Genomic DNA, 23,123 nt, shown 5'->3' on the forward strand with positions numbered 1-23,123 from the left:
CCTCATAGTCCGGCTTGAGCGGTGTGTTTCGCAGCGCTCGGGAACACGTTGCGTTTGCATACTTTCGCTTCGACTTTCTGTGGTTCTGCTCCTGCTTCCGGTCCCTGGATTTCGAGGGCCAGCAACTGCTGATCAGCCCAGTCCTCGTCTTCGCGCAATTCAAAGGCGAAGCGTCCATCGGTGTCAGATGTTTCCGGTTTTTCGATTTTCAGGTCTTCGTGACGACCGTTCATGTACCAGAGCCTGGCCTGAAGGACTTTCACGGAGGTGTCGTCGAAGCGGATATCGATCTGGTTGCTGCCGTTACGAATGTCCTTGATGCCGTTCTTGCCGTTGACCAGCACTTCGTTGTTACCCGGCTTCAGGGTGGTGGTGGCGCTCATGACCGCCGGCTTGCCTTCGCAACCGTTGTCCAGCAGCGCCATCATCTGGCGATAGATGGTTTCCTGATCGAGGCGATACAGCGGCGAGAATTCCCAGATGAGAATCTTCGGCGGACGCTTCTGGAAGTCTTCGCTGCCCAGGTACTGCAGCATCGAACCTTCCAGACCACCACCGGGGAACGCCACGTTCAGCACGTCCGCGCTGAGGTATTCCTGCAGGAATCCGCCAAAGTTGTAGTTCTTGCCACTGTGGCTGGTGCCGACCAGGGTGATTTCCGGGTTGCCGGAATCGCCGAACAGATCGCCGTCACCGGCTTCGCCTTTCGGCTCGGTGCTGAATTGGTCCATGTACTGGATCGCGTAGCTGGTGCCGCACAACTGGCCTGCCATGTTGTGCAGGGTGCCGGTCTTGCCCATGCGTCCGGAGATGTGGCTTTCGAACTCACGCTTGGGAATGTCCGCGTAGCCCGGAACTTTCTTGACGGTCTCGGCCACGATCTTCGCCGTGCGTTGTGCGCCATAAGGCGTCCAGTGCTGGTCGCCGCGGAAGTAGAAGTCGTGCGCCTGCTGCTCGTTGGTGAGCGGCGAAAGATCAGGCACCCAGTAGCCCATCTTGCTGAAGCGACCGAGCATGGCCTGATAGTTTTTCAGCGCCTTGTCGTAGTCGTACTTGTCGCGTTCGGCCGGGAACAGTTTGTTGCGATCCACCAGGCCGCGCGTCGGCTGATAGACCACCACCAGCTCGACACCCTTGCTCTTGAACGCGTCATGCAGCTCTTTCATGCGGCGGTAGCCGGCAGGCGTGGTGTCGAATTCGGTACGCAGGTCTTCCTGGGTACGGAACAGCCAGTCGCCTTCGGCCTGTACCAGCGTGGTGAAGTTCTGCTGATAGCGCGTGGTGTAGTTCTTCGCGTCGTGCGCAGCCGGGCACAGGCTGCAGCAGGGCTCGGCGGTAAAGGTCGGCGCCTGCGAGTCGTCGGCCCGAGCGACACCGGCCGCGGCCATCAGCGCGGCGGTGAGGCTGGACAGGCTCAACAGCTTGATCAAATGTGCGTGCATAACAATACCCTTCCTCATTCCCGCAGCTCGGTCTGGCTTTCGACGGGGTCGATCAATACGGCTTTCTTCTGGCGTACCAGCAGGTCGAGGATCTCGTTCTGGCGCTCGCCCAGGATGCCGTTGAGGCTGATGCCGACTTCCTTGGTCGGGGCCAGCATCGAGACGCGATACAGCTCGACACTCAGGGGCGAGTCGATGGACAGCGGGCCGGAGCCGTTGCTGGCCAGTTCGCCGCCGACCATGATCAGCGACACCTGAGCGTCGAACGGATCGAGCTCGATGTCGCGGTCGGTATCGCTCAGGTCCTTGATGTGGCCGTAGACGCCCATCAGCCCGTTACCGGTGGCGATGTTTTCGTACAGCTTGATGTTCACGCTGTTGCGCACCCGGATACCGTGGCGGCGGTTGGCAATAACACGGTTGCCCCACAGCAGGTTGTTGCCGCTTTCGTACAGGGTGATGCCGTCGGTGTGGTTCTGATAGATCTCGTTGTAGGCGACGATGTTGCCGACGCTGTTACGGTCCAGAACCACGCCGGACAATTTGTTGTCATGGCTCTTGTTGCGGAAGATGAAGCTGTTGTCGACTTCCCGGGAAATAATGATCCCGTGCTTCTTCTTGGTCCCATAGACGTCGTTCTCGGCGATGATCAGGCCGTGGGAACGGTCGTGCGGGTCAATGCCGTAAACGATGTTGTCGCGGTAGGTGTTGCCCTTGACCACGAAATCACGTGTCTCGTAGCAGTAGAAGCCGTACCACATGTCCGAGAATTCCGAATCGATGATCCAGCCGGTCGGTTCGGCCCGCTTGAGGATCTTTGCGGTGTTCGGCGTGTACTGGGAAATACTGATGCCGTAGGACTTGCTCTGGTCGTAGCCCATGCTCGCCATTTTGGTGTTGGCGATCCAGGTTTCCGAGCCGCCCCAGGTCAGCACGAACGGGCGAAACTCGTCAGGCTTGCGATAGGTCGCCAGGCTGTTGCGGGTTTCACTCCAGGCGTTGACCTGTGTGTGGGTGATCAGCATCTTGCCTTCGCTGACGATGAACGAGCCTTTCTCCTGAGACAGACGCAATTCCTTTGTCTTGCTGTCGATCTCGAAGATGCCGGTTTCCTTGACCAGGATCGGCAGACGCGCCACGTAGACGCCCGGCGACACTTCGTTCAGAAACTGCTTGGGCACCTTCTTGGCCAGGTCCTGAAGGTTCACATAGCCGTCGGAAATCATGATCGCTTGCGGGATACCCTTTTGACGGGTCACCCATTCAGCCATCTTGTTGTCGCCGCCGATGAATTCCTTCAGGCCTGTTTCTTCCATCATCCGGGCAACAGTGACCTTGCCCGGCTTGTTGCGAACGATCTTTTTCAATGCCGCCTCGGCGGTGTAGCCGCTGAGGTCGGGCAGCACCGGCTTGGCCATTTCCAGCGGCGCGGTCGGCGGGCTGGTGATGGTGTAGGTCTTGGCCTGTTGCAGCTCCTTGACCACTGCCTTCGGCGCCTCGGGGGTGACAGGCGCGTTGGCCAGTGCGGCACCGCTGGCCATCAGCAGCGCGCTGCTCAGCACGGCGCTTTCCAGCAGGGCGTGTGGCCAGGTGCGGCTACGCCCGTTGCTTGCTTGACTGTTCATCTGTGGCACTCCTTTGGCGGTTCGCATCAGAAGCGCCAGATGACGTCGACAATGGCGCGGTGCATGTATTCATCCACGCCGTTGTGGTACGCGTCGCCGGGCTTGAAGACGCCGGCACGCAAGCGCACCAGAGCCGACGGTTCGTCGAAGGACTGGCTCAGCGAGGCTGGCAGCAGGCCCTGTTTGAAGTACTTGGTCACGACCAGGTCCATTTCCTGACCCAGGTCCTTGCGACCATCTTCCAGCGGTAGCGAGCTGAAGGTATTGCTGTCGCCGTTCTCGCGAACAGCGTTGATACCCGAGCCACCGATGCCGGTGTTGCCGTCTACACGGCGGAACTTGTGGTAGATCAGCGAGGCGTCATATTCCTCGTTCATCTGCCAGGAAGCGAACAGCGAGCCGGTTTCCACGTTGGCCATTTCGCCCTGGAAGGCTTCACCGAAGCGATGAATACGCGAGCGGGTCCCTGTCCAGTTCGAACGGTTGCTTTCCAGGCCGTTCTGAACGTAATCCTTGCTGGCGCGCGAGTAGGCCGCACCGACTTGCCACTGAGGGTCCAGGCGTAGACGCAGGCCCAGGTCGGTGGCCCAGCCGTTCATGTCGCGGCTGTTCTTCTCGCCGGCAAAGTACTGGTCATTCACGCCGTTGACGCGGATCTCGTCACGGTCGCCGTTGAGCCAGGTCAGGCTGCCCCAGTAGTTGAGTTGATTGGTGTTGCGGTAGTTGTAGGCATCGCTGTCAGCCTGCAGACCCAGCCAGGTCAGGTCGCCGTTGGAGGTCTTGTCCAGGTCGTCGAGTTCCTGACCCTGATCCTTGAGCTTACCGTCGTCGTGGCTGTAGTGCGCACGTACGCCTGCCCAGTGACCCGGAGTCCACTGGTAGCTGGCCGAACCGAACAGGTGCTGGCGATCTTCATCGTCGGGGGCCAGTTCGGTCAGGTCGGTGCGGTATTCGCTGAAACGTTGTGCAGCGCCCAGCTCGGCACGCAGCAGCGTGGTGTCGAAGGTCCAGTTGATGGCTTCGATGTTGGTGTCGTGCCACTGGCCGTCGTCATTGCGCAGACGCTGACGACCGACTTTCAGGATCTCGCCGGGGTAGGGCGTGAAACCGCTGTAGCCGATCCAGAATTCGCGCAGTGCCAGGTAGGATTTATCGACTTCGCGCTCGCTGGCGGTGCCACGGGAGACTTGAGTCTGGCCGTCGCCTGCGCCGGTGGATTGCTCCAGCGGGTCGGTCTGAATAGTGTCGGTGGCGGTGACCACCTGGCCCATGGCGTAACCGCTCCAGTTGCCGCGCTCGCCGTAGACCCATGGACGCAGGTCCAGGCCCAGACCGCTGACGTCGCCGCCCGAACGGGTGCCCAGATCACGGTCGTCTTCAAGTTGGCCGGTGGCTTTCACTTCCAGACCGAAGTTCTGTTGTTCGGTCAGGGCAGCCAGTGTCGGGCACGCCCACAGCAGGCTGAAGCCAAGGCCCACGCCGGCGGCCATCAGGGGATTCAACTTCATAGTGCTTCCTCACCGTCTTTTTCTTCTTGCAGGGCCTGCATCGCCATCACGCTCTGGTTGGCGGCTGCGCCCCGGACTTTTTGCTCACGTGCCAACAGATCCTTGGCGCCGGCGAGCTTTTCAGGCGGCAGTGTGGTGCTCAGTTGCTGGGCCAGTTCAGTGGCCTGCGGTGTTTCGCTGGTCAGCGCCAGTTGGGCGAATACCCAGGCATTGACCGGGTCAGGCTTGGTGCCCTTGCCTTGGGAGAACAGTTGCGCGAGGGCGAAGTCGGCGCTGTTCTGGCCACCACGGGCGGCGGTCAACAGCTCGTCCACGGCTTTCTGCGGATAGACCTGGCCGAGGTAACCGCGGCGGTAGATCTGACCCAGGTAGTAATGGGCGGAGATTTCCGTCGCTGCGGCTTTCTTCAAGTGCGCTTCTGCCTTGAAGGCGTCGGGCGTGACCCATTTGCCTTCGTAGTACAGGCGACCCAGCAGCAGCTCGGCGCGCGGCTGGTCGGCTGCGCGGCCGTTTTCCAGGTACTCCATCATCTTGTTGACGTCGCCCAGTTCGGGGAAGTCGTAAAGCAGCTTGGCCAGGGTGACCCACGAAGCGGGATAGCCCGGCGCGATGCCTTCCAGCAATTGCTGGGCGGTCTTTTCGTCTGGCGTGCCGATGGTCGAGTCGCCCAGTACGCGTGCCACGCTGTCCACGCGCTGAGCGCTGATGCGGCCAGCGGCGTGTTCGCTTTTCAGGCGTTCAATCAAGGCAGCCTGCGGCTCGGCCTGACCACGCGTCTGGTAGACGGTGGCCAGTTCGACGTAGCAGATGTCAGTGGTGTTCAGCGCCTGCTTGCAGATGCTTTCCACTTCATCCAGATGCTCGGCGTAGGTGCCCTGGGTGCGATACAGCAGCACCTGGGCCAAACCTGCTTCCGGATAACCGGCAGCGCGCCACTGGCTGATCTTCTGCTGCGCATTCACGTCCGGGAAGGTGTGCGGGTATTGCAGATAAAGCATGGCCAGCGGGACCAGCGTGCCGGACTCACCATTGGCGAAGGCTTTCTTCAGCAGCGTTTCGGCTTCGTGGCGTTCGGCGTCGGTGGCGTCCGGCTTGGCGGCCAGCAGACGGCCCAGGCGCGATTGCGCCCGTGGCGAGGTCTCGGCTGCCGCACGGTAAGTGGCTTCCGCCTGCTTGAGCAGGGCAGGGTCGCGGGTGTTGACCTGGATATCAGCCAGGCCAACCTGTGCATCGCTGTAGCCCAGATCCGCCAGCTGCCGATAGTTCTGCTCCGCCAATGCAGTGTCGCCGTTTTTCAAGGCTTCATTGGCAAGACGTTGGTCAGGCAGGCCGGCACAGCCGCTCAGGCCGAGCGCGACGGCGAGGCTCAATAGCGTGGGGGTCGACAGGCGTCGTAATGGGCTGCTCATGATTACAGACCCGCGGCCACGGCTTTGTCGATCAGCCAGTTCACGGAAGGACCGCGATCACTGACCACTTCAACAGGACGGCCGGCGAGCGAGCTGCTCAGGCTTTCGTCAGGCTTGATCTGTACACGGATGTCGGTGGACAGGTCGGTGTCGCTCAGGTTGGTGCTGCTGACGATCTCGCCAGTGCGCAGTTTGTCTTCACCAGCGACCTGGAAGCTGACACGGGTGCCCGGCTTGACGTCGTTGAACTGGCGATAGGTGAAGCGTGCTTCAACCGTGGCCGGTGCGTTGCGTGGCACCAGTTGGAAGATCACCTGACCCTTGCTGGCGTACTGACCGTCGGCGACCAGCTGGCGAGCCACGACGCAGTCACATGGGCTGGTCAGGGTGCCGCTCATCTGCTTGCCATACAGCTCTTCGATTTTCGCAGGCTGCAGGTCTTCGCCGGTCAGGCTGCCTTTGAGCATTTCCAGCATGCTGGTGTTAAAGCTGGCCAGTGGTGCGCCTTTGGTGGTTTCGCCGTTCGGCTGAACCAGGCTCTGCACGGTGCCTTCGCGCGGCATGGTGATGTCCATGCTCGGGATCGAGACCAGACCGGCCGAGGCGTGGCTGACGAAGTACAGGCCGTAGATGGTCTTGAAGATGAAACCGAACGCTGCCAGACCGACGATGAAGACGCCGAGGCTGAAGGTGACTGCGCGCAGGCGACCCATGGCGCTCATGCCGCCGTCGTTGCCCTTGACCTTGCGCGCCTTGGTGAAGTTGTCGCGCTGCAGGGTTGCCAGCACTTCGCCCAGGCTGACGATGTCGCCGGACAGGTGCGATGTGATCAGGTGGCGCAGCGTGGCGATGTCCTGGGCTTCCAGATTCTGGAACTGGCAGCCGACACGGCCGCTGGCATTGTCTACCGAGCGGACCTGCATCTCCACGTCCATGGCCAGACCGAGGTTGTCGATCAGGAACTGCAGGCGGCCCTTGATGACCTCGCCTGCGGTGTAGCGATGGCCTTGCGGCGCGACGAAGCTCAGGCCACCGGCCGACAGGTCTTCGATGCGTACCAGCGGGGCGTTCGGCTGATCGTTCAGCAGGCGCAGCTTGGCAGGGATCTTGACCCGGGCGTGTTGGCGCTGGGCTTCGGATTCATGTACGACGTTCGCATTCACGGCTGTATTCATGGCTAATTTTCCTACTTAAGCGATTAATCCGTTGGCCCGGTCAAACCATCGTCAACAGCACGGCGACGAAGATGGTGCCAGCCGAGAAAGTCATGGTTCGGGACGACCACGTGTTGAACCAACCCTGAAAGCTGGCCATGTCGCGGCTGAGTTTGGTGTCCTGGCGCGTCCAGGACTGGCGGTCCAGGCGGAAGAAGACGTAGATCTTCATCAGGGCGCCGACGATCTGGTTGTAATAGAGAATCAGGGGGTACGCAGGGCCGATCCTGTGTCCCGAGAAGGACAACAGCAGCGTGAGGATCAGGCGGGTCATGCCGATCCACAGCAGGTACATCAGCAGGAAGGCTCCGCCGTACTTGAAGCTGGCGATGATGGCGACCGTCAGACCGAGGATGGAGGTCCACATCGATACACGCTGGTCGAACAGCACCACACTGGTGAACAGGCCAAGGCGACGAACACCCAGGCCCAGCGCACGCGAGTTCTGACGCAGGTTGTTGCCGTACCAGCGGTACATCAGCTTGCGGCTGGCCTTGAGGAAACTCTTCTCGGGCGGGTGCTCGACCGTGTTGATCGCGGCATCCGGCACGTAGAAAGTGTCGTATCCAAGGCGCATCAGGCTGAACCAGCTGGATTTGTCGTCGCCGGTCAGGAACCGGAACGTGCCCAGACGCCAGTGGTTGAGCGAGTCGCTTTCCACGTCGGCGATGAACTCGGGGTCGGTGACCACGGTGGCGCGGAAGACCGACATACGACCGGTCATGGTCAGAACGCGCTTGGACAGGGCCATCGAGCACATGTTGATGTGACGCTGAGCGAAACGCAGCTTGTGCCACTCGCTCATGATGTAACCGCCGCGCACTTCACAGAACTCGTTGGTGGTCAGGCCGCCGACGTTGTCGAACAGCTGAAACCACGGCACGGTCTTGGCCACGACGCCTTCGTTCAGAACGGTGTCACCGTCGATTACCGCAACAACCGCGCGCTCATCCGGAAGGTGGCGGGAAATGGCACGGAACCCGTAGGCCAGACCGTCACGCTTGCCGGTGCCGGGGATGCGCACGAAGTCCAGCTTCACGCGGTCCGGCGGGTTGAGACGGGCCCACATCGCCTTGACCAGCAGCTCATCGGACATTTCCACCAGCGAGCAGACGATGGTGGTCGGCAGACCGCAATTGATCGCTTCACGAATGACCGAGCTGTACACCTGAGCGGTGGTGAGCGCGTCAATACGAAAGCTGGTGACCATCAGGAACACATGGGACGGATCTGCAGCCTTACCCAACTTTTGAACCTTGCGGCGCAAGTGCGGGTAAACGATGTACAGAAAGATCATCCCGCGCACAAAGTGCGTAATACCCATCGAATAACGCCAGATACCCACGGCGCCAATCAGAAAGATAAAGTTCTTCGACTGTGAGTCGAAGATACTGGTGGGCAATGCCGTGGCAATACCCATTAATAAACTTAGATAAAACAGCCAACCGGCGGCCTGTAAAAGGCCGTGTTTTAGCCTCTGCATAATCTGTATCCCTAAGTCAGTTGCAAGCCTCAAGCCCCAGGCCCAAGCAGTGCTTGAACGAGTGGCCTGGAGCTTGGCGCTTGTGGCTTGCGGCTGATTTACCAGCAGATACCTTCGGCACGGCCATCCTCACTGGTGGCCTTGGACATGAAGCCCACCAGGTCGATGACGCGCTTGCCTTCAGGGGTCTTGTCGGCGAGGGTGCGGAAGCGCTCGTCTCGGTTGCCCAGAATGATGATGTCAGAGTCGTTTACGACCTGATCGAAGTCGGAATTCAGCAGCGAGGAAACGTGCGGGATTTTCGATTCGATGTAGTCTTTGTTTGCGCCGTGAACACGTGCGTATTCAACGTTGCTGTCGAAGATGCTCAGGTCGAAGCCCTTGCCGATCAGCATTTCGGCCAGCTCTACCAGCGGGCTTTCGCGCAGGTCGTCGGTGCCGGCCTTGAAGCTCAGACCCAGCAGTGCAACCTTGCGGCTGTCGTAGCTGGCAACCATGTCGAAGGCGTTCTGCACCTGAGAAACGTTGCTGCGCATCAGGGAGTTGAGCAGAGGCGCTTCAACGTCCAGCGTGCTGGCGCGGTAGGTCAGGGCGCGCACGTCCTTCGGCAGGCAGGAACCACCGAATGCGAAGCCTGGGCGCATGTAGTACTGGGACAGGTTCAGTGCCTTGTCCTGGCAGACCACGTCCATCACTTCACGACCATCGACGCCGACGGCCTTGGCAATGTTGCCGATTTCGTTGGCGAAGGTGACTTTGGTCGCGTGCCACACGTTGCAGGTGTACTTGATCATTTCGGCAACGGCGATGTCCTTGCGGATGATCGGTGCGTCCAGTTCTTCGTACAGCGATTGCAGAACGTCGCCCGAAGCCTTGTCGAACTCGCCGATGACGGTCATCGGAGGCAGGTCGTAGTCCTTGATCGCGGTGCTTTCACGCAGGAACTCAGGGTTTACGGCAACGCCGAAGTCCACGCCTGCTTTCTTGCCGGAGCAGTCTTCCAGAATCGGGATGACGACATTGGCAACGGTGCCCGGCAGTACGGTGCTGCGGACCACGATGGTGTGACGGGAAGTCTTGTCACGCAGTACGTAACCGATTTCGCGGCACACGGATTCGATGAAATCGAGTTCCAGGTCGCCGTTTTTCTTGCTCGGTGTACCGACGCAGATCATCGACAGATCGGTGGCGCGAATAGCCTCGGAGAAGTCCGTGGTGCCACGCAGTTTGCCAGTACGAATACCTTGCGCCAGCAGGTCTTCAAGACCCGGTTCAACGATGGGCGATTTGCCGTTATTGATCAGGTCGATCTTGGTGCTGGAAATATCCACACCAACAACTTCATGACCCCGTGCAGAAAGGCAACCGGCACAGACTGCACCGACATAACCCAAACCAAAGATGCTGATACGCATCGTACTCTCCTCGATTTTCACGCCATAAGTTGGCTGGATATTAATTTTTGGCCAGCAGATGTCACACGCGAGTCGTGACAGCGTGTAAGGCCATCTAACTAACGCAGGCATATTTAAGAGTGAGTGCCCAAACAAGCGAGGCGAACCCAAATGACACTAAGTACAAGCGGCAGGTGACCTGTCCTTCCGGGCGGGGCCCTGCTCTCTTGGATGCAGTAAACCACTCCATGTATAGCGATCGACGGCGGATCAGGAGCTGAAAGCCTTTGGCCAGAGCCTTGGCGGTTCTCGTCGAGTCCTGCGCGCCACACCGGTCCGGTGCTTCGCCTGTCTACCTACTTCAACTAGTGATATGAGTTTTAATTTCGGTACCTGCAGCCTCTTCCCGTGGAAAAGGACTGCCTGCGGGTAACTTCCCTTTGTCCTCGCTTCGCTGTAGGTGATCTCCTACAGGGTGGCCGAGAATTGTTACGGGATGTAGGAGCGTAAGGTTTCCCATTTAGTTCCGGGCCACTCGTCCTGTTTGGGAGATTTTGATGTATCAATTTTGTGACATGACTAATTGCATACTGATGGCGCACGGGGTCGAAGCCCCATATAAACGGGACTTAATGTGGCTTGATATAAAAGTGCCACTAGCGCTAAGAGCTAAAGCGCCACCATGTAAAAAAGTTGTTTATTTTTTAAGAAAATTTTCTTGTCGGACAAGCGGGACGCTAGTTGACGTTAAGTTGGCGCCATAAAGCCGTCGCCTGATGGGGGAGATAGACGTGTCAAGTTGTACAGCGGCGTGGCGCTGCACAACTTTGACGCCATTAGTCCTCTGGACTGTCGCGCAGAAAGACCAACTTGGAAGGGGTAGATAGTTCTGCGTTATAACGATATCCCTGAACATCGAACGCTCTAAGCGCTTCAGGGCTGTCGATGCGTTCCTCGATCACGAACCGGCTCATCATCCCGCGCGCCTTCTTGGCGTAGAAACTGATGATCTTGTACTGGCCGTTTTTCAGGTCCTTGAACTCCGTATCAATGATCCGGGCATTGAGCGCCGAGCGCTTGACCGCTGAAAAGTACTCGGTCGAGGCCAGATTGAGCAGCAGGTCGTCGCCCTGATCGGCGAGCGCTTCATTCAACCATTCGCTGATGCGCGTACCCCAGAATGCGTAGAGATCCTTTCCGCGAGCGTTTGCCAGTCGCGTGCCCATTTCCAGACGATAGGGCTGCATTAGATCCAGCGGACGCAGCAGGCCATAAAGGCCGGAGAGCATGCGCAGGTGTTTCTGTGCATAGTCGAGCTGATCTTCGTCGAGGGTTTCCGCCTGAAGGCCCGTGTACACGTCGCCCTTGAACGCGAGCAGCGCCTGCTTGGCGTTCTCGGGTGTAAAGGCTGGCGTCCAGCTGCCGAAGCGTGCGGCATTGAGCCCGGCCAGTTTGTCGGACAGGTGCATCAGCTCTGCGATCTGCGCGGGCGCAAGTTCGCGAAGCTGGCTGATCAATTCCTGGGAATGGTCCAGATACTGCGGCTGGGTAAAACGCTCGGTGGTGGGCGGTGTTTCGAAATCGAGGGTTTTCGCTGGGGAAATCACCATCAGCATGAAGTCGTCTCCTTTGATCGTCGGGGGATTCTAGGGGCTGATGGCGCGCGACTCCAGCTATGGTGGCGATAGAGACAGGTTTGGCATCCGCCCTTTGCCCATGGCAGTTCACGCATCGCCTTTGTATGTGTGCCGACATAAGGGGCGAGCGTATATCAGCTATAGTGGCGCGCTGGTCATGACGCGACAGTCGACAGAGAGGACATTGGGTTTGCGTATCGTTTTAGCAGTTTGCGCGTGTCTGTTATGGGGTCAGGCCCAGGCGGCCGCTCCGGTCATCGCCACCATGGATCGCAGTGTATGGCCCGAGCGTCTGGAAACGCCGGCGTTGTTCGATGTCGCGTCACGCGCAGAGATCCTGGCGTTCGCCCATCAGTTGTACCTGAGCGAAAAGCTGGACGAGGAGGGGCTCAGGCAGCGCCTTGGCCTGCGCTACGTCAACGTCTCATCGTTGAACGTGGTTCGCCACCGCCTGTGGTCGCGCCTGCTGGAAAACTATCAGGCCGCCCAGAAAAGCTGTGTGGATGATGCCAACTTCTGTGTGCTGGTCGAAGACATGGATCAGCTGCGTCAGCGCGCCGAGGAATATCAGGTCGCCGATGACTCCTTTTATGCTGCCTGGGCCAGACCCAGCGCCGTCTTCCATCAGCGCTACCTCAATGAACTGCTGTTCCTGGCCGCGCTGTTTCCGCAGACCAGCAGCGAGATCGAGCGTTACAACTCCGATGAGATGAGCGGCGACGAGATGCCCGACCGCACATTCAGGCTCAATTTCGACAGCGGGCCGAGCGCCGTCGACGGGGCCACGGATTGGTTGGCCGACTTCATGCGCCAGCAGAAGATGACGGCGACCTTCCATGTATTGGGCAAGAGCCTGCAGGACCGTCTCGACAGCACATCGGCTGTCAGTCTGCAGAACCTGTACCGCCAGCAGTGCGTGGGGATTCAGGGCTGGGAATACCGCTCGCACAGCCAGTGGCTCGACTGGCAGGATTCCATTCAACGCAGTTCGGCGCTGGTGCAGCAGATCCTTCCCGATAACTTCGTGCCGCTGTTCCGGCCGCCTTATGGCCATCGCCGTGCCGACAGCGGCGACTATTTCCGCTCGCAGCACCTGCGGGTATCGCTGTGGAACATCGACGCGCAGGATGCAACCGGTCGGCTGACTGCCGATCAGGTGGGCGATCGCGTTTTGACGCTCATGTTGCTCTGGCGACGGGGCACGGTGGTATTCCATGACTCGGCCAACCGGGCGCAGTCGGCACTGCCGCTGTTGATGGCCAATACCGCGCAAAGCGAACTGATCTGGGATGACTGCCGGAATCTGTATGAAACGCCCGTGGAACAAGGGCTGGAGGAGGGTGGCGAAGAGGCATCTGAAGGGGAATGACGGGCAAATCGGCTGTGGCTGACTTCCGACTGTAAACGCGCTGAGAACGTCCGCCAAGCGCTATTCGTCATCCTGTGAAATAAACTTCAAAAAACTGTCAAAGAGCTTTTTTCTGTCATCCCTTTTGCTGTATTACGAATACAGACCGCCGAAACCTGCAACACAGGTGGCGTCTCCCAAGACCCACCTTGAGCAACACTTCTACCCTGCCTGAAGGGAAGAAAACCGGCGGCCTTTTCGTGGCGCAGTGCTGTTGTGGTTCTGCGTCGCCTGGCTACTACAAAGGTGAGCGAGTATGGATGATCACGGACGCACCCCCTCTACTAACCAGCCAATCCTTTACGTGCTCGATACCAATGTATTGATCCATGATCCAAACGCACTGCTGAATTTCGAAGAACACCACGTCGCCATCCCCATGACCGTTCTGGAGGAACTGGACAAACTCAAGGCAGGTAAACACTCGGTAGCCGCCGAATGCCGGCAGGCGATCCGCCTGATTGACAAGACGCTGGGCGAAGCGTCACCCGAAGAAGTCGAGAAGGGTGTGCCGATCGACCGTGGTACTGGCGTGTTCAAAGGCTTCCTGTCGATTCTGATGAGCAAGCGTGAGGAACCCAACAGCCTGCTTCCCGAGCATTTGAACGACAACATCATCATCAACCAATTGATCGACATGCACGCGCGCAACAAGGACTTGAGCGTGGTGCTGGTCACCAAAGACATCAACATGCGCCTCAAGGCCCGTGCCTGTGGCATTGCGGCCGAGGATTACAGCACTGACCAGCTGGTGGACGACGTCTCGCTGTTGTCCCGTGGCTACCACGACATGACCGGTTCGTTCTGGGACAGGGTCAACAAGGTCGATACCCGTCAGGAGCGCGGGCGCACCTGGCATCGCGTGCAATTGAATGAAACCCTGCCTGCGGTCCACATCAATGAGTTTATCGTCGACGAGCAGGGCTTCGTCGGCTGGATCAAGGGCGTCAAGAACGACGAACTGTTGATTCTGGACATGCACCAGGAGCCGCTGCTGCATCAGGAAGCCTGGGGCCTCAAGCCGCGGGACATCTATCAGGGTCTGGCGCTGTTTGCCCTGCTGGATCCGGACATCCATCTGGTCAACCTGTCCGGTGCTGCCGGTTCGGGTAAAACCATTCTGGCGCTGGCCGCTGCCATCGAACAGACCATGGTTACCAAGCGCTATCGCCGCATCATCGCGACCCGTAGCGTGCAGGGGCTCGATCAGGAAATCGGCTTCCTTCCGGGCACCGAAGCGGAAAAAATGGAGCCGTGGCTCGGCGCAATCACCGACAACCTCGAAGCCTTGCACATGGATGACGAAAGCACCCATGGCAGCGTCGACTACATCCTCAGCAAGGTGCCGTTGCAGTTCAAATCCCTCAACTACATCCGAGGCCGCAGCTTTCAACAGAGCCTGATCCTTATCGACGAGTGCCAGAACCTGACGCCGCACCAGATGAAAACCATCATCACCCGTGCCGGTGCCGGTTCCAAAGTGGTCTGCCTGGGCAACCTGGCGCAGATCGACACCCCTTATCTGTCAGCCACCAGCTCCGGGCTGACCTACCTGACGGAGCGCTTCAAGGACTTCCCCAACGGCGTGCACATCACCCTGCAGGGTGTGCCTCGCTCAATCCTGGCCGAGTACGCAGAGAGTCATCTGTAACGGTGTTGGTCGTGCCTACGCGCAGGCGTGGGCACGCCTCTCAGGACGCTCCGCGTCCGATCAGGTGACTGACCTGGCAGCTCCTCCAGCCCTATCCCACACATTTAGGTTTACAATCCCCGCTCCTGTTCAGGAGTAGAACTGTGCTGACTCATCTCGATTCCCAAGGCCGTGCCAACATGGTCGATGTCACCGATAAAGCGGTCACGTCCCGTGAAGCTGTGGCCTGTGCGCGTGTGCGCATGCTGCCGACCACCCTGCAAATGATTGTCAGCGGAGGTCACCCCAAGGGTGATGTCTTCGCTGTAGCCCGTATCGCGGGTATTCAGGCGGCGAAGAAGACCAGCGATCTGATCCCGCTCTGCCATCCGCTGATGCTGACCAGCGTCAAGGTCGAACTCTCTGCCGAGGGTGACGACTCGGTACTGATCATGGCGCGCTGCAAGCTGGCAGGGCAGACCGGTGTGGAAATGGAAGCCCTGACGGCCGCCAGTGTCGCGGCGCTGACGATCTATGACATGTGCAAGGCGGTAGACCGCGGCATGGTCATCGAATCGGTCCGCCTGCTGGAAAAACTCGGCGGCAAGAGCGGTCACTTCGTGGCTGACGATGGGGAGGCGGGGCAATGAAACTGCAGGTTCAGTATTTCGCCCGCTATCGCGAAGCGCTGGGTCTGGACAGCGAGCGGGTCGAAGGTGATTTCGCAACCCTGGACGCATTGCGTCAGCACCTGCTGCTGCGCGGCGAGGCCTGGCAGGTGCTGGGCGAGCGGAACGTAATGTGCGCCCGCAATCAGGAGCTGTGCCCGCTGGACGAGCCGTTGCAGGATGGCGATGAAGTGGCGTTCTTTCCTACCGTGACCGGAGGCTGATCATGGCGGTTCGCGTGCAATCTGCAGCGTTCGATCCGGGCACAGAAGTCAACGCGCTGCATGCTGCCAATGTCGGCATCGGAGCGGTGGTGAGTTTTGTCGGTTACGTGAGGGACTTCAACGATGGTCGCGAAGTGTCGGGCATGTTTCTGGAACACTATCCGGGCATGACCGAAAAGGCGCTGGCGAAGATCATTGTTGAAGCCGAGCAACGCTGGCCTTTATTGCGGCTGGACGTGCTGCATCGTGTCGGCGCGCTTGAGCCGGGCGAGCCCATCGTGTTCGTTGGCGTCGCCAGCGCCCATCGTCAGGCCGCGTTCGAAGCCTGTGACTTCGTCATGGACTACCTGAAAACCCGCGCGCCGTTCTGGAAACGTGAGAACACGCCTGAAGGCGAGCGTTGGGTAGACGGGCGTGACAGCGATCACGCGGCGGCTGATCGCTGGAAGTAATCCGGTAAAAACAAGAGCGTTGACCTGCCAATTCGTTCACTATTGCACGCTGTTTCAATGCCTTTCAGCGCAACGCCTTTAGATCATAAAGGCTTGCAGAATAGTGCAGTTCCCCCTTTTTTGTTCACGCACCTTTACTGCGTCGGCAATGGCTGTGTGAATTATGTTTCAGTGTGAAAAGCCCGGAGTATGGAAGTGAAGAGACTGCATCAAGTAGTGGCAACAGGGATGACTGCGCTGACGCTGGCGCTCGCCAGTGGATGTGCAACGGAAAGCTCCCGGGCTTTGCCGGTGGCCAAGGTCGAAAGTGCAGGTGTTGCTTACAGCGGCCTGCGTTACCCGGTTGCGGTTGGCAAGTTCGATAACCGTTCGAGCTATATGCGCGGCATCTTTTCCGACGGTGTCGATCGGCTCGGTGGCCAGGCCAAAACCATTCTGATCACCCACATGCAGCAGACCAACCGGTTCAACGTTCTTGATCGCGACAACATGGTGGAGATCAAGCAGGAAGCGACCATCAAGTCCACGGCCCAGCGCCTTAAAGGTGCCGACTATGTCGTGACAGGCGACGTGACCGAGTTCGGCCGCAAGGAAACCGGCGATCATCAATTGTTTGGTTTGCTGGGACGCGGCAAGTCGCAGGTCGCTTACGCGAAGGTAGCGCTGAATATCGTCAATATCAGCACCTCCGAGGTGGTTTACTCGACGCAGGGTGCGGGTGAATACGAACTCTCCAACCGTGAAGTCATCGGTTTTGGCGGAACCGCCAGTTACGACTCGACACTCAATGGCAAGGTCCTTGACCTGGCGATGCGCGAGGCCGTCAACAACATGGTGCGTGCTCTGGACAGCGGTGCCTGGAAGCCTGTTGCCAACTGATGTGATCAAAAAAGGGATTTGTCGTGTTTACAAGTAATAACAGCAGTTCGTTGCGCCGTATCGCAGCGTTTGTGTTCGTGGGTGCGTTCATCACCGGTTGTGCTCAGCAGCCGAAGACCTTGTATCAGTGGGGCAGTTATCAGCCCGAGGTCTATGAGTATTTCAAGGGCGAGTCCAAGGAAGCTCAGGTTGCAAAGCTGGAGGAGGATCTTCAGAAGATTCGAGCCAGCAATTCGAACCCTCCCCCTGGCTATCACGCTCAACTGGGCATGCTCTACGGCAGTCTGGGCAAGGATGACCAAATGGTTCAGGAGTTGCGTACCGAGAAGGCCCTGTTTCCCGAGTCGGCAACGTACATGGATTTTCTCCTCAAGAACGCCAAGGCCGGAGCTGCCAAATGAAAGGTCGTCAAATGAAAGTCGCAGTCGGCCTTTTCGCGCTTGCTCTGTTGTCGGGTTGCGTGGCCCCCAAGACCGTGGACTACTCAGCGTTCAAGGAAAGCAAACCTCGTTCGATTCTGGTACTGCCGCCGGTCAACGAGTCGCCTGATATCAAGGCTACCTACAGCACGTTTTCACAAGTGACGTACCCTCTGGCTGAATCCGGCTATTACGTCTTGCCGGTCGCGTTGGTTGATGAGACGTTTCGCAACAACGGTCTGACTGACGCCAACGATATTCAGGCAACATCGCCTGCCAAGTTACGTGAGATCTTTGGTGCCGATGCCGCGTTGTATTTGACCGTCAAACAGTACGGCACCAGCTACATCGTCATCAGCAGCCAGACTATCGTGACGGTCACGGCCAAGCTGGTCGATCTGCGCACCGGCGCTGCGTTGTGGACCGGATCGGCGTCTGCGTCCAGCGACGAGGGTGGCAACAACAGTGGTGGTGGTCTGGTAGGCATGTTGATCACGGCGGCTGTGAAGCAGATCATCAACAGTTCGACCGATGCCAGTCATCCTATTGCCGGAATTGCCAGCAACCGCTTGCTTTCGGCGGGACAACCTGCGGGTCTGCTTTACGGTCCGCGTTCACCGAAGTACGGTTCTGACTGATCCAGTCGTCCCGATTCTTCAGCAGGCAAAAAAAAGCGCACCCCGTTATGGGGTGCGCTTTTTTCATGGCCGATTGCGGGTGTCAGGTCATGCGTCGTACCACTGCACGCAGCAGTTCGGTCGGCGGGGTTTCGCAGCTGATCTTGCGGCCCAGCTTCTCTTCGATGGCAGGCAACTGATACGAATCGTCTTCGCCTGCGAAGCTGATCGAAACGCCTTCTGCGCCTGCACGACCGGTACGGCCGATGCGGTGCACGTAATCATCCGGCACTTCCGGCAGGGTGAAGTTGATCACATGGCTGATGCCGTCGATGTGAATGCCGCGACCGGCCACGTCAGTGGCGACCAGTACACGAATCTTGCCTTCGCGGAAGCCTTCCAGTGTCTTGATCCTCTTGTGCTGAGGCACGTCGCCCGACAACTGCGCCGCGTTGACGCCATCGCGCACCAGCCGTTCTTCAATGCGCCGCACTTCGTCCTTGCGGTTGGCGAAGACCATCACGCGTTCCCAGCCGTTGTCGTTGACCAGGTTGTACAGCAGTTTGTATTTGTCGGCACCGGCTACGGCGTAGATATGCTGCTCGACGTTGTCACTGGCTACGTTGAGCGACTCGATCTCGACGATGGACGGATCCGTGGTCCATTGCTTGGCCAGGTTCATGACGTCTTCAGTGAAGGTGGCCGAGAACAGCAGGGTCTGGCGTTCACCCTTGTGCGGTGTCTGGCGGATGATCTGACGCACTTGCGGGATGAAGCCCATGTCCAGCATGCGGTCGGCTTCGTCCAGCACCATGACTTCGACCATGTCCAGATGCACCTCGCCGCGCTGGTTGAAGTCCAGCAGGCGGCCCGGCGTGGCAACCAGAATGTCGCAGTGACGGGCTTCCAGTTGTTTGAGCTGCTTGTCGAAGTCCATGCCACCGACGAACGTCATGACGTTCAGGTTGGTGTACTTGGTCAGGTCGGCGGCGTCCTTGGCGATCTGCACCACCAGTTCACGGGTCGGCGCGATGATCAGGGCGCGTGGCTCACCCATATAACGTTCGGCGGGTGGCGGGGTCTGGGTCAGTTGTTCGATGATCGAGATCAGGAAGGCTGCGGTCTTGCCGGTGCCGGTCTGCGCACGACCAATCGCGTCCTTGCCCTTTAGGGTGTAACCCAGAACGCCTGCCTGGATCGGCGTGCAGTAAGGGAAGCCCAGGTCCTGGATGGCGTGCATCAGCTCGGGCGCAAGGTTGAAATCGTGAAAGCGGGTCTTGCCTTCCTGCGGTTCAACGACGAAATCTTCGAGTTTCCAGGCTGGAGCAGGGGGCTTTTCCACACGTTCGCGACGTGGGCGCTCGGCCCTGGGTTTGTCGGAACGCGGTGCTCTGGCTTTGGCAGGCTCGACAGCCATGTCGGCCACCTGAGCGGGGCGGTCATGATTCTGGCCCTTATTCTGCTCTTGAACGGGCATGACAGGGGCGGGGGCAGGTGCTGCCGGAGCAGGCGCGAGCTGTTCGGCCTCGCTTTTACCGAACATCTTTTTGAGTGCTTTGAGCACGGTCATCTCGTCAATTGGTTAAGGAATGTACGCCGAGCAGTGTAAAGCAAGAACCGTGCTCGGCGTAGTGTCATCCGTGTTGCGCTACAGAGTCGCTCGGTCCAGAGCGCTGCAAAGCGGATTTCAGCGCAGCTTTTCAGCCAGCCATACGCCGATGTCCTGAATTTCCTGCGGTAACACTTGATGCCCCATTGGGTACTCCTGCCATTGAGCGGTGACACCTTGCGCCTTCAAATGCTCGTAGGCGGTCCGGCCCATGACGTTGTGCACCACTTCGTCGTGCTGACCGTGCAGGCAGAGGGCAGGGATGCGTTGTTGACTGGCTGAAAGCGTCATCTGATTGTTGAATGTCGGTGCATAAGTCGATAACGCCAGAACACCGCCGAGCGGTCCCTGCCAGCGCAGATAGCCTGCGTGCAACACCACCGCGCCGCCCTGGGAAAAGCCTGCCAGAAAGATTCGCGCCGGATCGATGCCGCTGTCGCGTTGTTGCTCGATGAGGTTCAACACCTGCTGCGCCGAGGCTTCCATCTCGTCGTGATCAATGGCGCGGGCCTCGCTGCTCATGGCTTTGATGTCATACCAACTCGGCATCTGATAGCCGCCGTTGACGGTCACCGCGCGGGTCGGCGCCTGAGGAAGAACGAAGCGGGTGCTCAGCAGCGACTCCTGCAGAGCTTCGGCCACTGGCAGAAAGTCGTAGCGGTCGGCACCCAGGCCGTGCAACCAGATGACGCACGCGTCCGGGGCACCGGACGGTTCAAGGATCAGGGGTTCGCTCATGAGTGCTCCATTTTTGTGCGCTGGCGCTTTTTGGGCGCATTAATAAAGTGCGCAGCTTGTTTGAATATGAAAGAAGATGTCGCAACGGTACAAGTTTTTGTCTTGACCTGTCACTAATTCAACATCGCCAGCATGCTGGTACGGGCTTTGCTACAAGACGTCTGGAGACTGAGTGCTCTCATCGTTCGGTAACACTATAAAGCTATTACTTGTAACGGTCGAAACGCAGCACGGAAGTCCATGCGTCAGGATTCGCGGCACGATTCAACCTGTACCGTTCGGGTTCGGGAAAACACGGGGCGACAGTCCATGGGGCCGATTCGAATGATGGTGAGGCCTGACAGGATGATCTTTCAGGCGCTTCATGATTCAGGTCCGGCCACGCATGACCCAAAAAAAAGCCAGCACGGGTCATTAATGCCTCACAAGGGTGCGATGCCACTGAAACTCCCACACAACAAAGAGCAAACTGGAGATTTTGAATGAAGATGTTGAAATCCACCCTGGCGGTAGTCACAGCTGTAGCAGCACTTGGCGTGGCGGGGGCTGCTAACGCAGGTGCCACACTCGATGCTATTCAGAAGAAAGGGTTTGTTCAGTGCGGCGTCAGCGATGGCCTGCCAGGTTTTTCCGTTCCGGATGCTACCGGCAAGATCACCGGTATCGACGCTGACGTGTGCCGCGCCGTTGCCGCAGCCGTGTTTGGCGACGCGACCAAGGTCAAGTTCAGCCAGTTGAACGCCAAAGAGCGTTTCACTGCACTGCAATCGGGCGAAATCGACATCCTGTCGCGTAACACCACCTGGACCAGCTCGCGCGATTCGGGCATGGGCCTGGTTTTCGCCGGCGTGACCTACTACGACGGCATCGGCTTCCTGGTGAACAAGAAGCTGGGCGTCAACAGCGCCAAGGAACTGGACGGCGCGACCGTTTGTATCCAGGCAGGCACCACCACCGAGCTGAACGTCTCTGACTACTTCCGCTCCAACGGCCTGAAATACACCCCGATCACCTTCGACACCTCCGACGAAAGCGCCAAGTCGCTGGAAGGCGGCCGTTGCGACGTGCTGACCTCCGACCAGTCGCAGCTGTACGCACAGCGCAGCAAGCTGGCCAAGCCGGACGACTACGTCGTTCTGCCTGAAGTGATCTCCAAGGAGCCGCTGGGCCCTGTCGTACGTAAAGGCGACGAAGAGTGGTTCTCCATCGTCAAGTGGACCCTGTTCGCCATGCTCAACGCTGAAGAGGCCAAAGTGACCTCCAAGAACGTTGAAGCAGAAGCCAAGTCGACCAAGAACCCTGATGTTGCCCGTATGCTCGGCGCTGACGGTGCCTACGGTGCCGACCTGAAGCTGCCGAAGGACTGGGTCGTACAGATCGTCAAGCAGGTAGGTAACTACGGCGAGATGTTCGAACGCAACCTGGGCGAGTCCACCCCGCTGAAAATCAAGCGTGGCCAGAATGCCCTGTGGAACGCTGGTGGTATCCAGTACGCTCCACCTATTCGCTGATTGACCCGGCGCCCGACAGGCTACCCAGCCTGTCGGGCGTTGTTCTGTTGGATTTTTCCTGGGGCATTTCATGGAAAAGCAAATCGTCGCACCCAAGCAAAAGCTCACCCTGAGCGATCCGAAAGTGCGCGCGTGGTTGTTTCAGATCATCACTGTCATTGCGGTGGTCTCGTTGGGCTGGTTCATGTTCGACAACACCCAGACCAACCTCCAGCACCGGGGTATCACGTCCGGTTTTGGCTTTCTTGAGCGCAGTGCCGGCTTCGGCATTGCCCAGCATCTGATCGATTACAGCGAAGCGGACAGCTATGCCCGCGTGTTTGTCATCGGCCTGCTCAACACCCTGCTGGTCTCGGTCATCGGTATCATCCTGGCGACCCTGCTGGGCTTCATCATCGGCGTTGCCCGCCTGTCTCCGAACTGGATGATCAGCAAACTGGCCACGGTCTATGTGGAAGTCTTCCGCAACATCCCGCCACTGCTGCAGATCCTGTTCTGGTACACCGCGGTCTTCCTGACGCTGCCCGGGCCACGTCAGGCCCATGGCTACTTCGACATGTTCTTCGTCAGCAGCCGTGGTCTGAACATGCCCAGAGCGATGCCGGCCGAAGGCATGACAGCGTTTCTGGTCAGCGTTCTGATCGCCGTCGTTGCCGTCGTGATGATGGTGCGTTGGGCCAACAAGCGTTTCGAAGCCACCGGTCAGCCGTTCCACAAGTTCTGGGTAGGCCTGGCATTGCTGCTGGTCATTCCCGGCCTGAGCATGCTGGTGTTCGGCAGCCCTGTGCACTGGGAACTGCCACAGCTCAAGGGCTTCAACTTCACCGGCGGCTGGGTGCTGATCCCCGAGCTGATCTCGCTGACACTGGCGCTGACCATCTACACCGCGGCGTTCATCGCCGAGATCGTGCGTTCGGGCATCAAGTCGGTCAGCCATGGCCAGACCGAAGCCGCTCGCTCGCTGGGGCTGCGTCCGGGTCCTACGTTGCGCAAGGTCATCATTCCGCAGGCACTGCGAGTGATCATCCCGCCGTTGACCAGCCAGTTCCTGAACCTGGCGAAGAACTCTTCGCTGGCGGCAGCCATCGGTTATCCGGAAATGGTTTCCCTGTTTGCCGGTACGGTGCTCAACCAGACCGGTCAGGCGATCGAAGTCATTGCCATCACCATGAGCGTGTACCTGGCGATCAGTATCAGCATTTCCCTGCTGATGAACTGGTACAACAAGCGCATTGCGCTGATCGAGCGGTGAGGAA

At 58.9% G+C, this 23,123-nt stretch carries 19 protein-coding genes and 1 pseudogene; 10 read left to right on the forward strand and 10 right to left on the reverse strand.

Going from position 1 to position 23,123, the window contains the following annotated elements:
• Positions 1–2: 2 nt before the first annotated feature.
• The 8 genes from AC0IXS_RS20235 to yaaA all read right to left on the reverse strand — a co-directional run bounded on the left by AC0IXS_RS20235 (position 3) and on the right by yaaA (position 11,691).
• Complete coding sequence (locus AC0IXS_RS20235) at positions 3–1,442, reverse strand: alginate O-acetyltransferase AlgX-related protein (RefSeq protein WP_449125606.1); 1,440 nt, start codon at positions 1,440–1,442, stop codon at positions 3–5.
• Positions 1,443–1,456: 14 nt separating this feature from the next.
• On the reverse strand, positions 1,457–3,067 hold the full coding sequence (algG, locus tag AC0IXS_RS20240; RefSeq protein WP_122435852.1) for a mannuronan 5-epimerase AlgG: 1,611 nt from the start codon (positions 3,065–3,067) through the stop codon (positions 1,457–1,459).
• A gap of 26 nt (positions 3,068–3,093) precedes the next feature.
• Positions 3,094–4,575 carry an alginate export family protein gene (locus tag AC0IXS_RS20245; RefSeq protein ID WP_057409272.1) on the reverse strand — a complete coding sequence of 494 codons (1,482 nt, stop codon included), beginning with the start codon at positions 4,573–4,575 and terminating at the stop codon, positions 3,094–3,096.
• Positions 4,572–5,984: an alginate biosynthesis TPR repeat lipoprotein AlgK gene (gene algK, locus AC0IXS_RS20250; protein WP_029242288.1), complete on the reverse strand. Its 1,413-nt coding sequence runs from the start codon at positions 5,982–5,984 to the stop codon at positions 4,572–4,574. The genes AC0IXS_RS20245 and algK overlap by 4 nt, the downstream gene beginning before the upstream one ends.
• Before the next feature lie 2 nt (positions 5,985–5,986).
• Positions 5,987–7,159 carry a PilZ domain-containing protein gene (locus AC0IXS_RS20255; RefSeq protein ID WP_471825529.1) on the reverse strand — a complete coding sequence of 391 codons (1,173 nt, stop codon included), beginning with the start codon at positions 7,157–7,159 and terminating at the stop codon, positions 5,987–5,989.
• Between the two features lie 40 nt (positions 7,160–7,199).
• Positions 7,200–8,681 carry a mannuronan synthase gene (gene alg8 / locus AC0IXS_RS20260; protein ID WP_025994639.1) on the reverse strand — a complete coding sequence of 494 codons (1,482 nt, stop codon included), beginning with the start codon at positions 8,679–8,681 and terminating at the stop codon, positions 7,200–7,202.
• Positions 8,682–8,779: 98 nt separating this feature from the next.
• Positions 8,780–10,096 carry a nucleotide sugar dehydrogenase gene (locus AC0IXS_RS20265; protein WP_057409274.1) on the reverse strand — a complete coding sequence of 439 codons (1,317 nt, stop codon included), beginning with the start codon at positions 10,094–10,096 and terminating at the stop codon, positions 8,780–8,782.
• A gap of 815 nt (positions 10,097–10,911) precedes the next feature.
• On the reverse strand, positions 10,912–11,691 hold the full coding sequence (gene yaaA, locus AC0IXS_RS20270; protein WP_057409275.1) for a peroxide stress protein YaaA: 780 nt from the start codon (positions 11,689–11,691) through the stop codon (positions 10,912–10,914).
• Between the two features lie 211 nt (positions 11,692–11,902).
• On the opposite strand from yaaA, the gene AC0IXS_RS20275 reads away from it, so the two are divergent.
• The 8 genes from AC0IXS_RS20275 to AC0IXS_RS20310 all read left to right on the forward strand — a co-directional run bounded on the left by AC0IXS_RS20275 (position 11,903) and on the right by AC0IXS_RS20310 (position 18,030).
• The gene (locus AC0IXS_RS20275) at positions 11,903–13,081 is read left to right on the forward strand and encodes a polysaccharide deacetylase family protein (protein WP_081021748.1); all 1,179 of its coding nucleotides are present in this window, start codon (positions 11,903–11,905) and stop codon (positions 13,079–13,081) included.
• A 295-nt stretch (positions 13,082–13,376) separates the two neighbouring features.
• A complete protein-coding gene (locus AC0IXS_RS20280; RefSeq protein ID WP_043303084.1) occupies positions 13,377–14,771 on the forward strand; it encodes a PhoH family protein in 1,395 nt (464 codons plus the stop codon).
• Between the two features lie 143 nt (positions 14,772–14,914).
• Positions 14,915–15,400, forward strand: a complete 486-nt coding sequence (gene moaC, locus AC0IXS_RS20285; RefSeq protein WP_025994643.1) for a cyclic pyranopterin monophosphate synthase MoaC — start codon at positions 14,915–14,917, stop codon at positions 15,398–15,400.
• The gene (locus AC0IXS_RS20290) at positions 15,397–15,642 is read left to right on the forward strand and encodes a MoaD/ThiS family protein (protein WP_471825531.1); all 246 of its coding nucleotides are present in this window, start codon (positions 15,397–15,399) and stop codon (positions 15,640–15,642) included. Before moaC ends, AC0IXS_RS20290 begins: the two co-directional genes overlap by 4 nt.
• A 2-nt stretch (positions 15,643–15,644) precedes the next feature.
• On the forward strand, positions 15,645–16,094 hold the full coding sequence (moaE, locus tag AC0IXS_RS20295; protein ID WP_057409278.1) for a molybdopterin synthase catalytic subunit MoaE: 450 nt from the start codon (positions 15,645–15,647) through the stop codon (positions 16,092–16,094).
• A gap of 189 nt (positions 16,095–16,283) precedes the next feature.
• Positions 16,284–16,973: a CsgG/HfaB family protein gene (locus AC0IXS_RS20300; protein WP_412778818.1), complete on the forward strand. Its 690-nt coding sequence runs from the start codon at positions 16,284–16,286 to the stop codon at positions 16,971–16,973.
• Between the two features lie 50 nt (positions 16,974–17,023).
• Positions 17,024–17,374: a DUF4810 domain-containing protein gene (locus tag AC0IXS_RS20305; RefSeq protein WP_194733112.1), complete on the forward strand. Its 351-nt coding sequence runs from the start codon at positions 17,024–17,026 to the stop codon at positions 17,372–17,374.
• Positions 17,371–18,030, forward strand: a complete 660-nt coding sequence (locus tag AC0IXS_RS20310; protein ID WP_057409280.1) for a DUF799 domain-containing protein — start codon at positions 17,371–17,373, stop codon at positions 18,028–18,030. Before AC0IXS_RS20305 ends, AC0IXS_RS20310 begins: the two co-directional genes overlap by 4 nt.
• Before the next feature lie 82 nt (positions 18,031–18,112).
• On the opposite strand, the pseudogene rhlB reads toward AC0IXS_RS20310, so the two are convergent.
• Together rhlB and AC0IXS_RS20320 are read right to left on the reverse strand one after the other, a co-directional pair.
• A pseudogene (gene rhlB / locus AC0IXS_RS20315) lies at positions 18,113–19,417 on the reverse strand (ATP-dependent RNA helicase RhlB); the annotation flags it as partial.
• A 279-nt stretch (positions 19,418–19,696) separates the two neighbouring features.
• Positions 19,697–20,356 (reverse strand): alpha/beta hydrolase, encoded by a 660-nt coding sequence (locus tag AC0IXS_RS20320; protein WP_025994645.1) that lies wholly within the window; start codon positions 20,354–20,356, stop codon positions 19,697–19,699.
• 482 nt (positions 20,357–20,838) lie between these two features.
• Between AC0IXS_RS20320 and AC0IXS_RS20325 the strand changes: the two genes are divergently transcribed.
• Both AC0IXS_RS20325 and AC0IXS_RS20330 read left to right on the forward strand, forming a co-directional pair.
• Entirely contained in the window at positions 20,839–21,867 is a 1,029-nt protein-coding gene (locus AC0IXS_RS20325; RefSeq protein ID WP_004886204.1) for an amino acid ABC transporter substrate-binding protein, read from the forward strand.
• A gap of 70 nt (positions 21,868–21,937) precedes the next feature.
• A complete protein-coding gene (locus tag AC0IXS_RS20330; protein ID WP_057409283.1) occupies positions 21,938–23,119 on the forward strand; it encodes an amino acid ABC transporter permease in 1,182 nt (393 codons plus the stop codon).
• Positions 23,120–23,123: the final 4 nt, after the last annotated feature.

It is taken from the genome of Pseudomonas sp. AC016 (assembly GCF_979253365.1).

Coding starts and splice junctions, on each gene's coding strand:
- AC0IXS_RS20235 (WP_449125606.1), bottom strand. CDS start 1,442: ATGCACGCACATTTGATCAAGCTGTTGAGCCTGTCCAGCCTCACCGCC.
- algG (WP_122435852.1), bottom strand. CDS start 3,067: ATGAACAGTCAAGCAAGCAACGGGCGTAGCCGCACCTGGCCACACGCC.
- AC0IXS_RS20245 (WP_057409272.1), bottom strand. CDS start 4,575: ATGAAGTTGAATCCCCTGATGGCCGCCGGCGTGGGCCTTGGCTTCAGC.
- algK (WP_029242288.1), bottom strand. CDS start 5,984: ATGAGCAGCCCATTACGACGCCTGTCGACCCCCACGCTATTGAGCCTC.
- AC0IXS_RS20255 (WP_471825529.1), bottom strand. CDS start 7,159: ATGAATACAGCCGTGAATGCGAACGTCGTACATGAATCCGAAGCCCAG.
- alg8 (WP_025994639.1), bottom strand. CDS start 8,681: ATGCAGAGGCTAAAACACGGCCTTTTACAGGCCGCCGGTTGGCTGTTT.
- AC0IXS_RS20265 (WP_057409274.1), bottom strand. CDS start 10,096: ATGCGTATCAGCATCTTTGGTTTGGGTTATGTCGGTGCAGTCTGTGCC.
- yaaA (WP_057409275.1), bottom strand. CDS start 11,691: ATGCTGATGGTGATTTCCCCAGCGAAAACCCTCGATTTCGAAACACCG.
- AC0IXS_RS20280 (WP_043303084.1), top strand. CDS start 13,377: ATGGATGATCACGGACGCACCCCCTCTACTAACCAGCCAATCCTTTAC.
- AC0IXS_RS20290 (WP_471825531.1), top strand. CDS start 15,397: ATGAAACTGCAGGTTCAGTATTTCGCCCGCTATCGCGAAGCGCTGGGT.
- moaE (WP_057409278.1), top strand. CDS start 15,645: ATGGCGGTTCGCGTGCAATCTGCAGCGTTCGATCCGGGCACAGAAGTC.
- AC0IXS_RS20300 (WP_412778818.1), top strand. CDS start 16,284: ATGGAAGTGAAGAGACTGCATCAAGTAGTGGCAACAGGGATGACTGCG.
- AC0IXS_RS20310 (WP_057409280.1), top strand. CDS start 17,371: ATGAAAGGTCGTCAAATGAAAGTCGCAGTCGGCCTTTTCGCGCTTGCT.
- AC0IXS_RS20320 (WP_025994645.1), bottom strand. CDS start 20,356: ATGAGCGAACCCCTGATCCTTGAACCGTCCGGTGCCCCGGACGCGTGC.
- AC0IXS_RS20325 (WP_004886204.1), top strand. CDS start 20,839: ATGAAGATGTTGAAATCCACCCTGGCGGTAGTCACAGCTGTAGCAGCA.
- AC0IXS_RS20330 (WP_057409283.1), top strand. CDS start 21,938: ATGGAAAAGCAAATCGTCGCACCCAAGCAAAAGCTCACCCTGAGCGAT.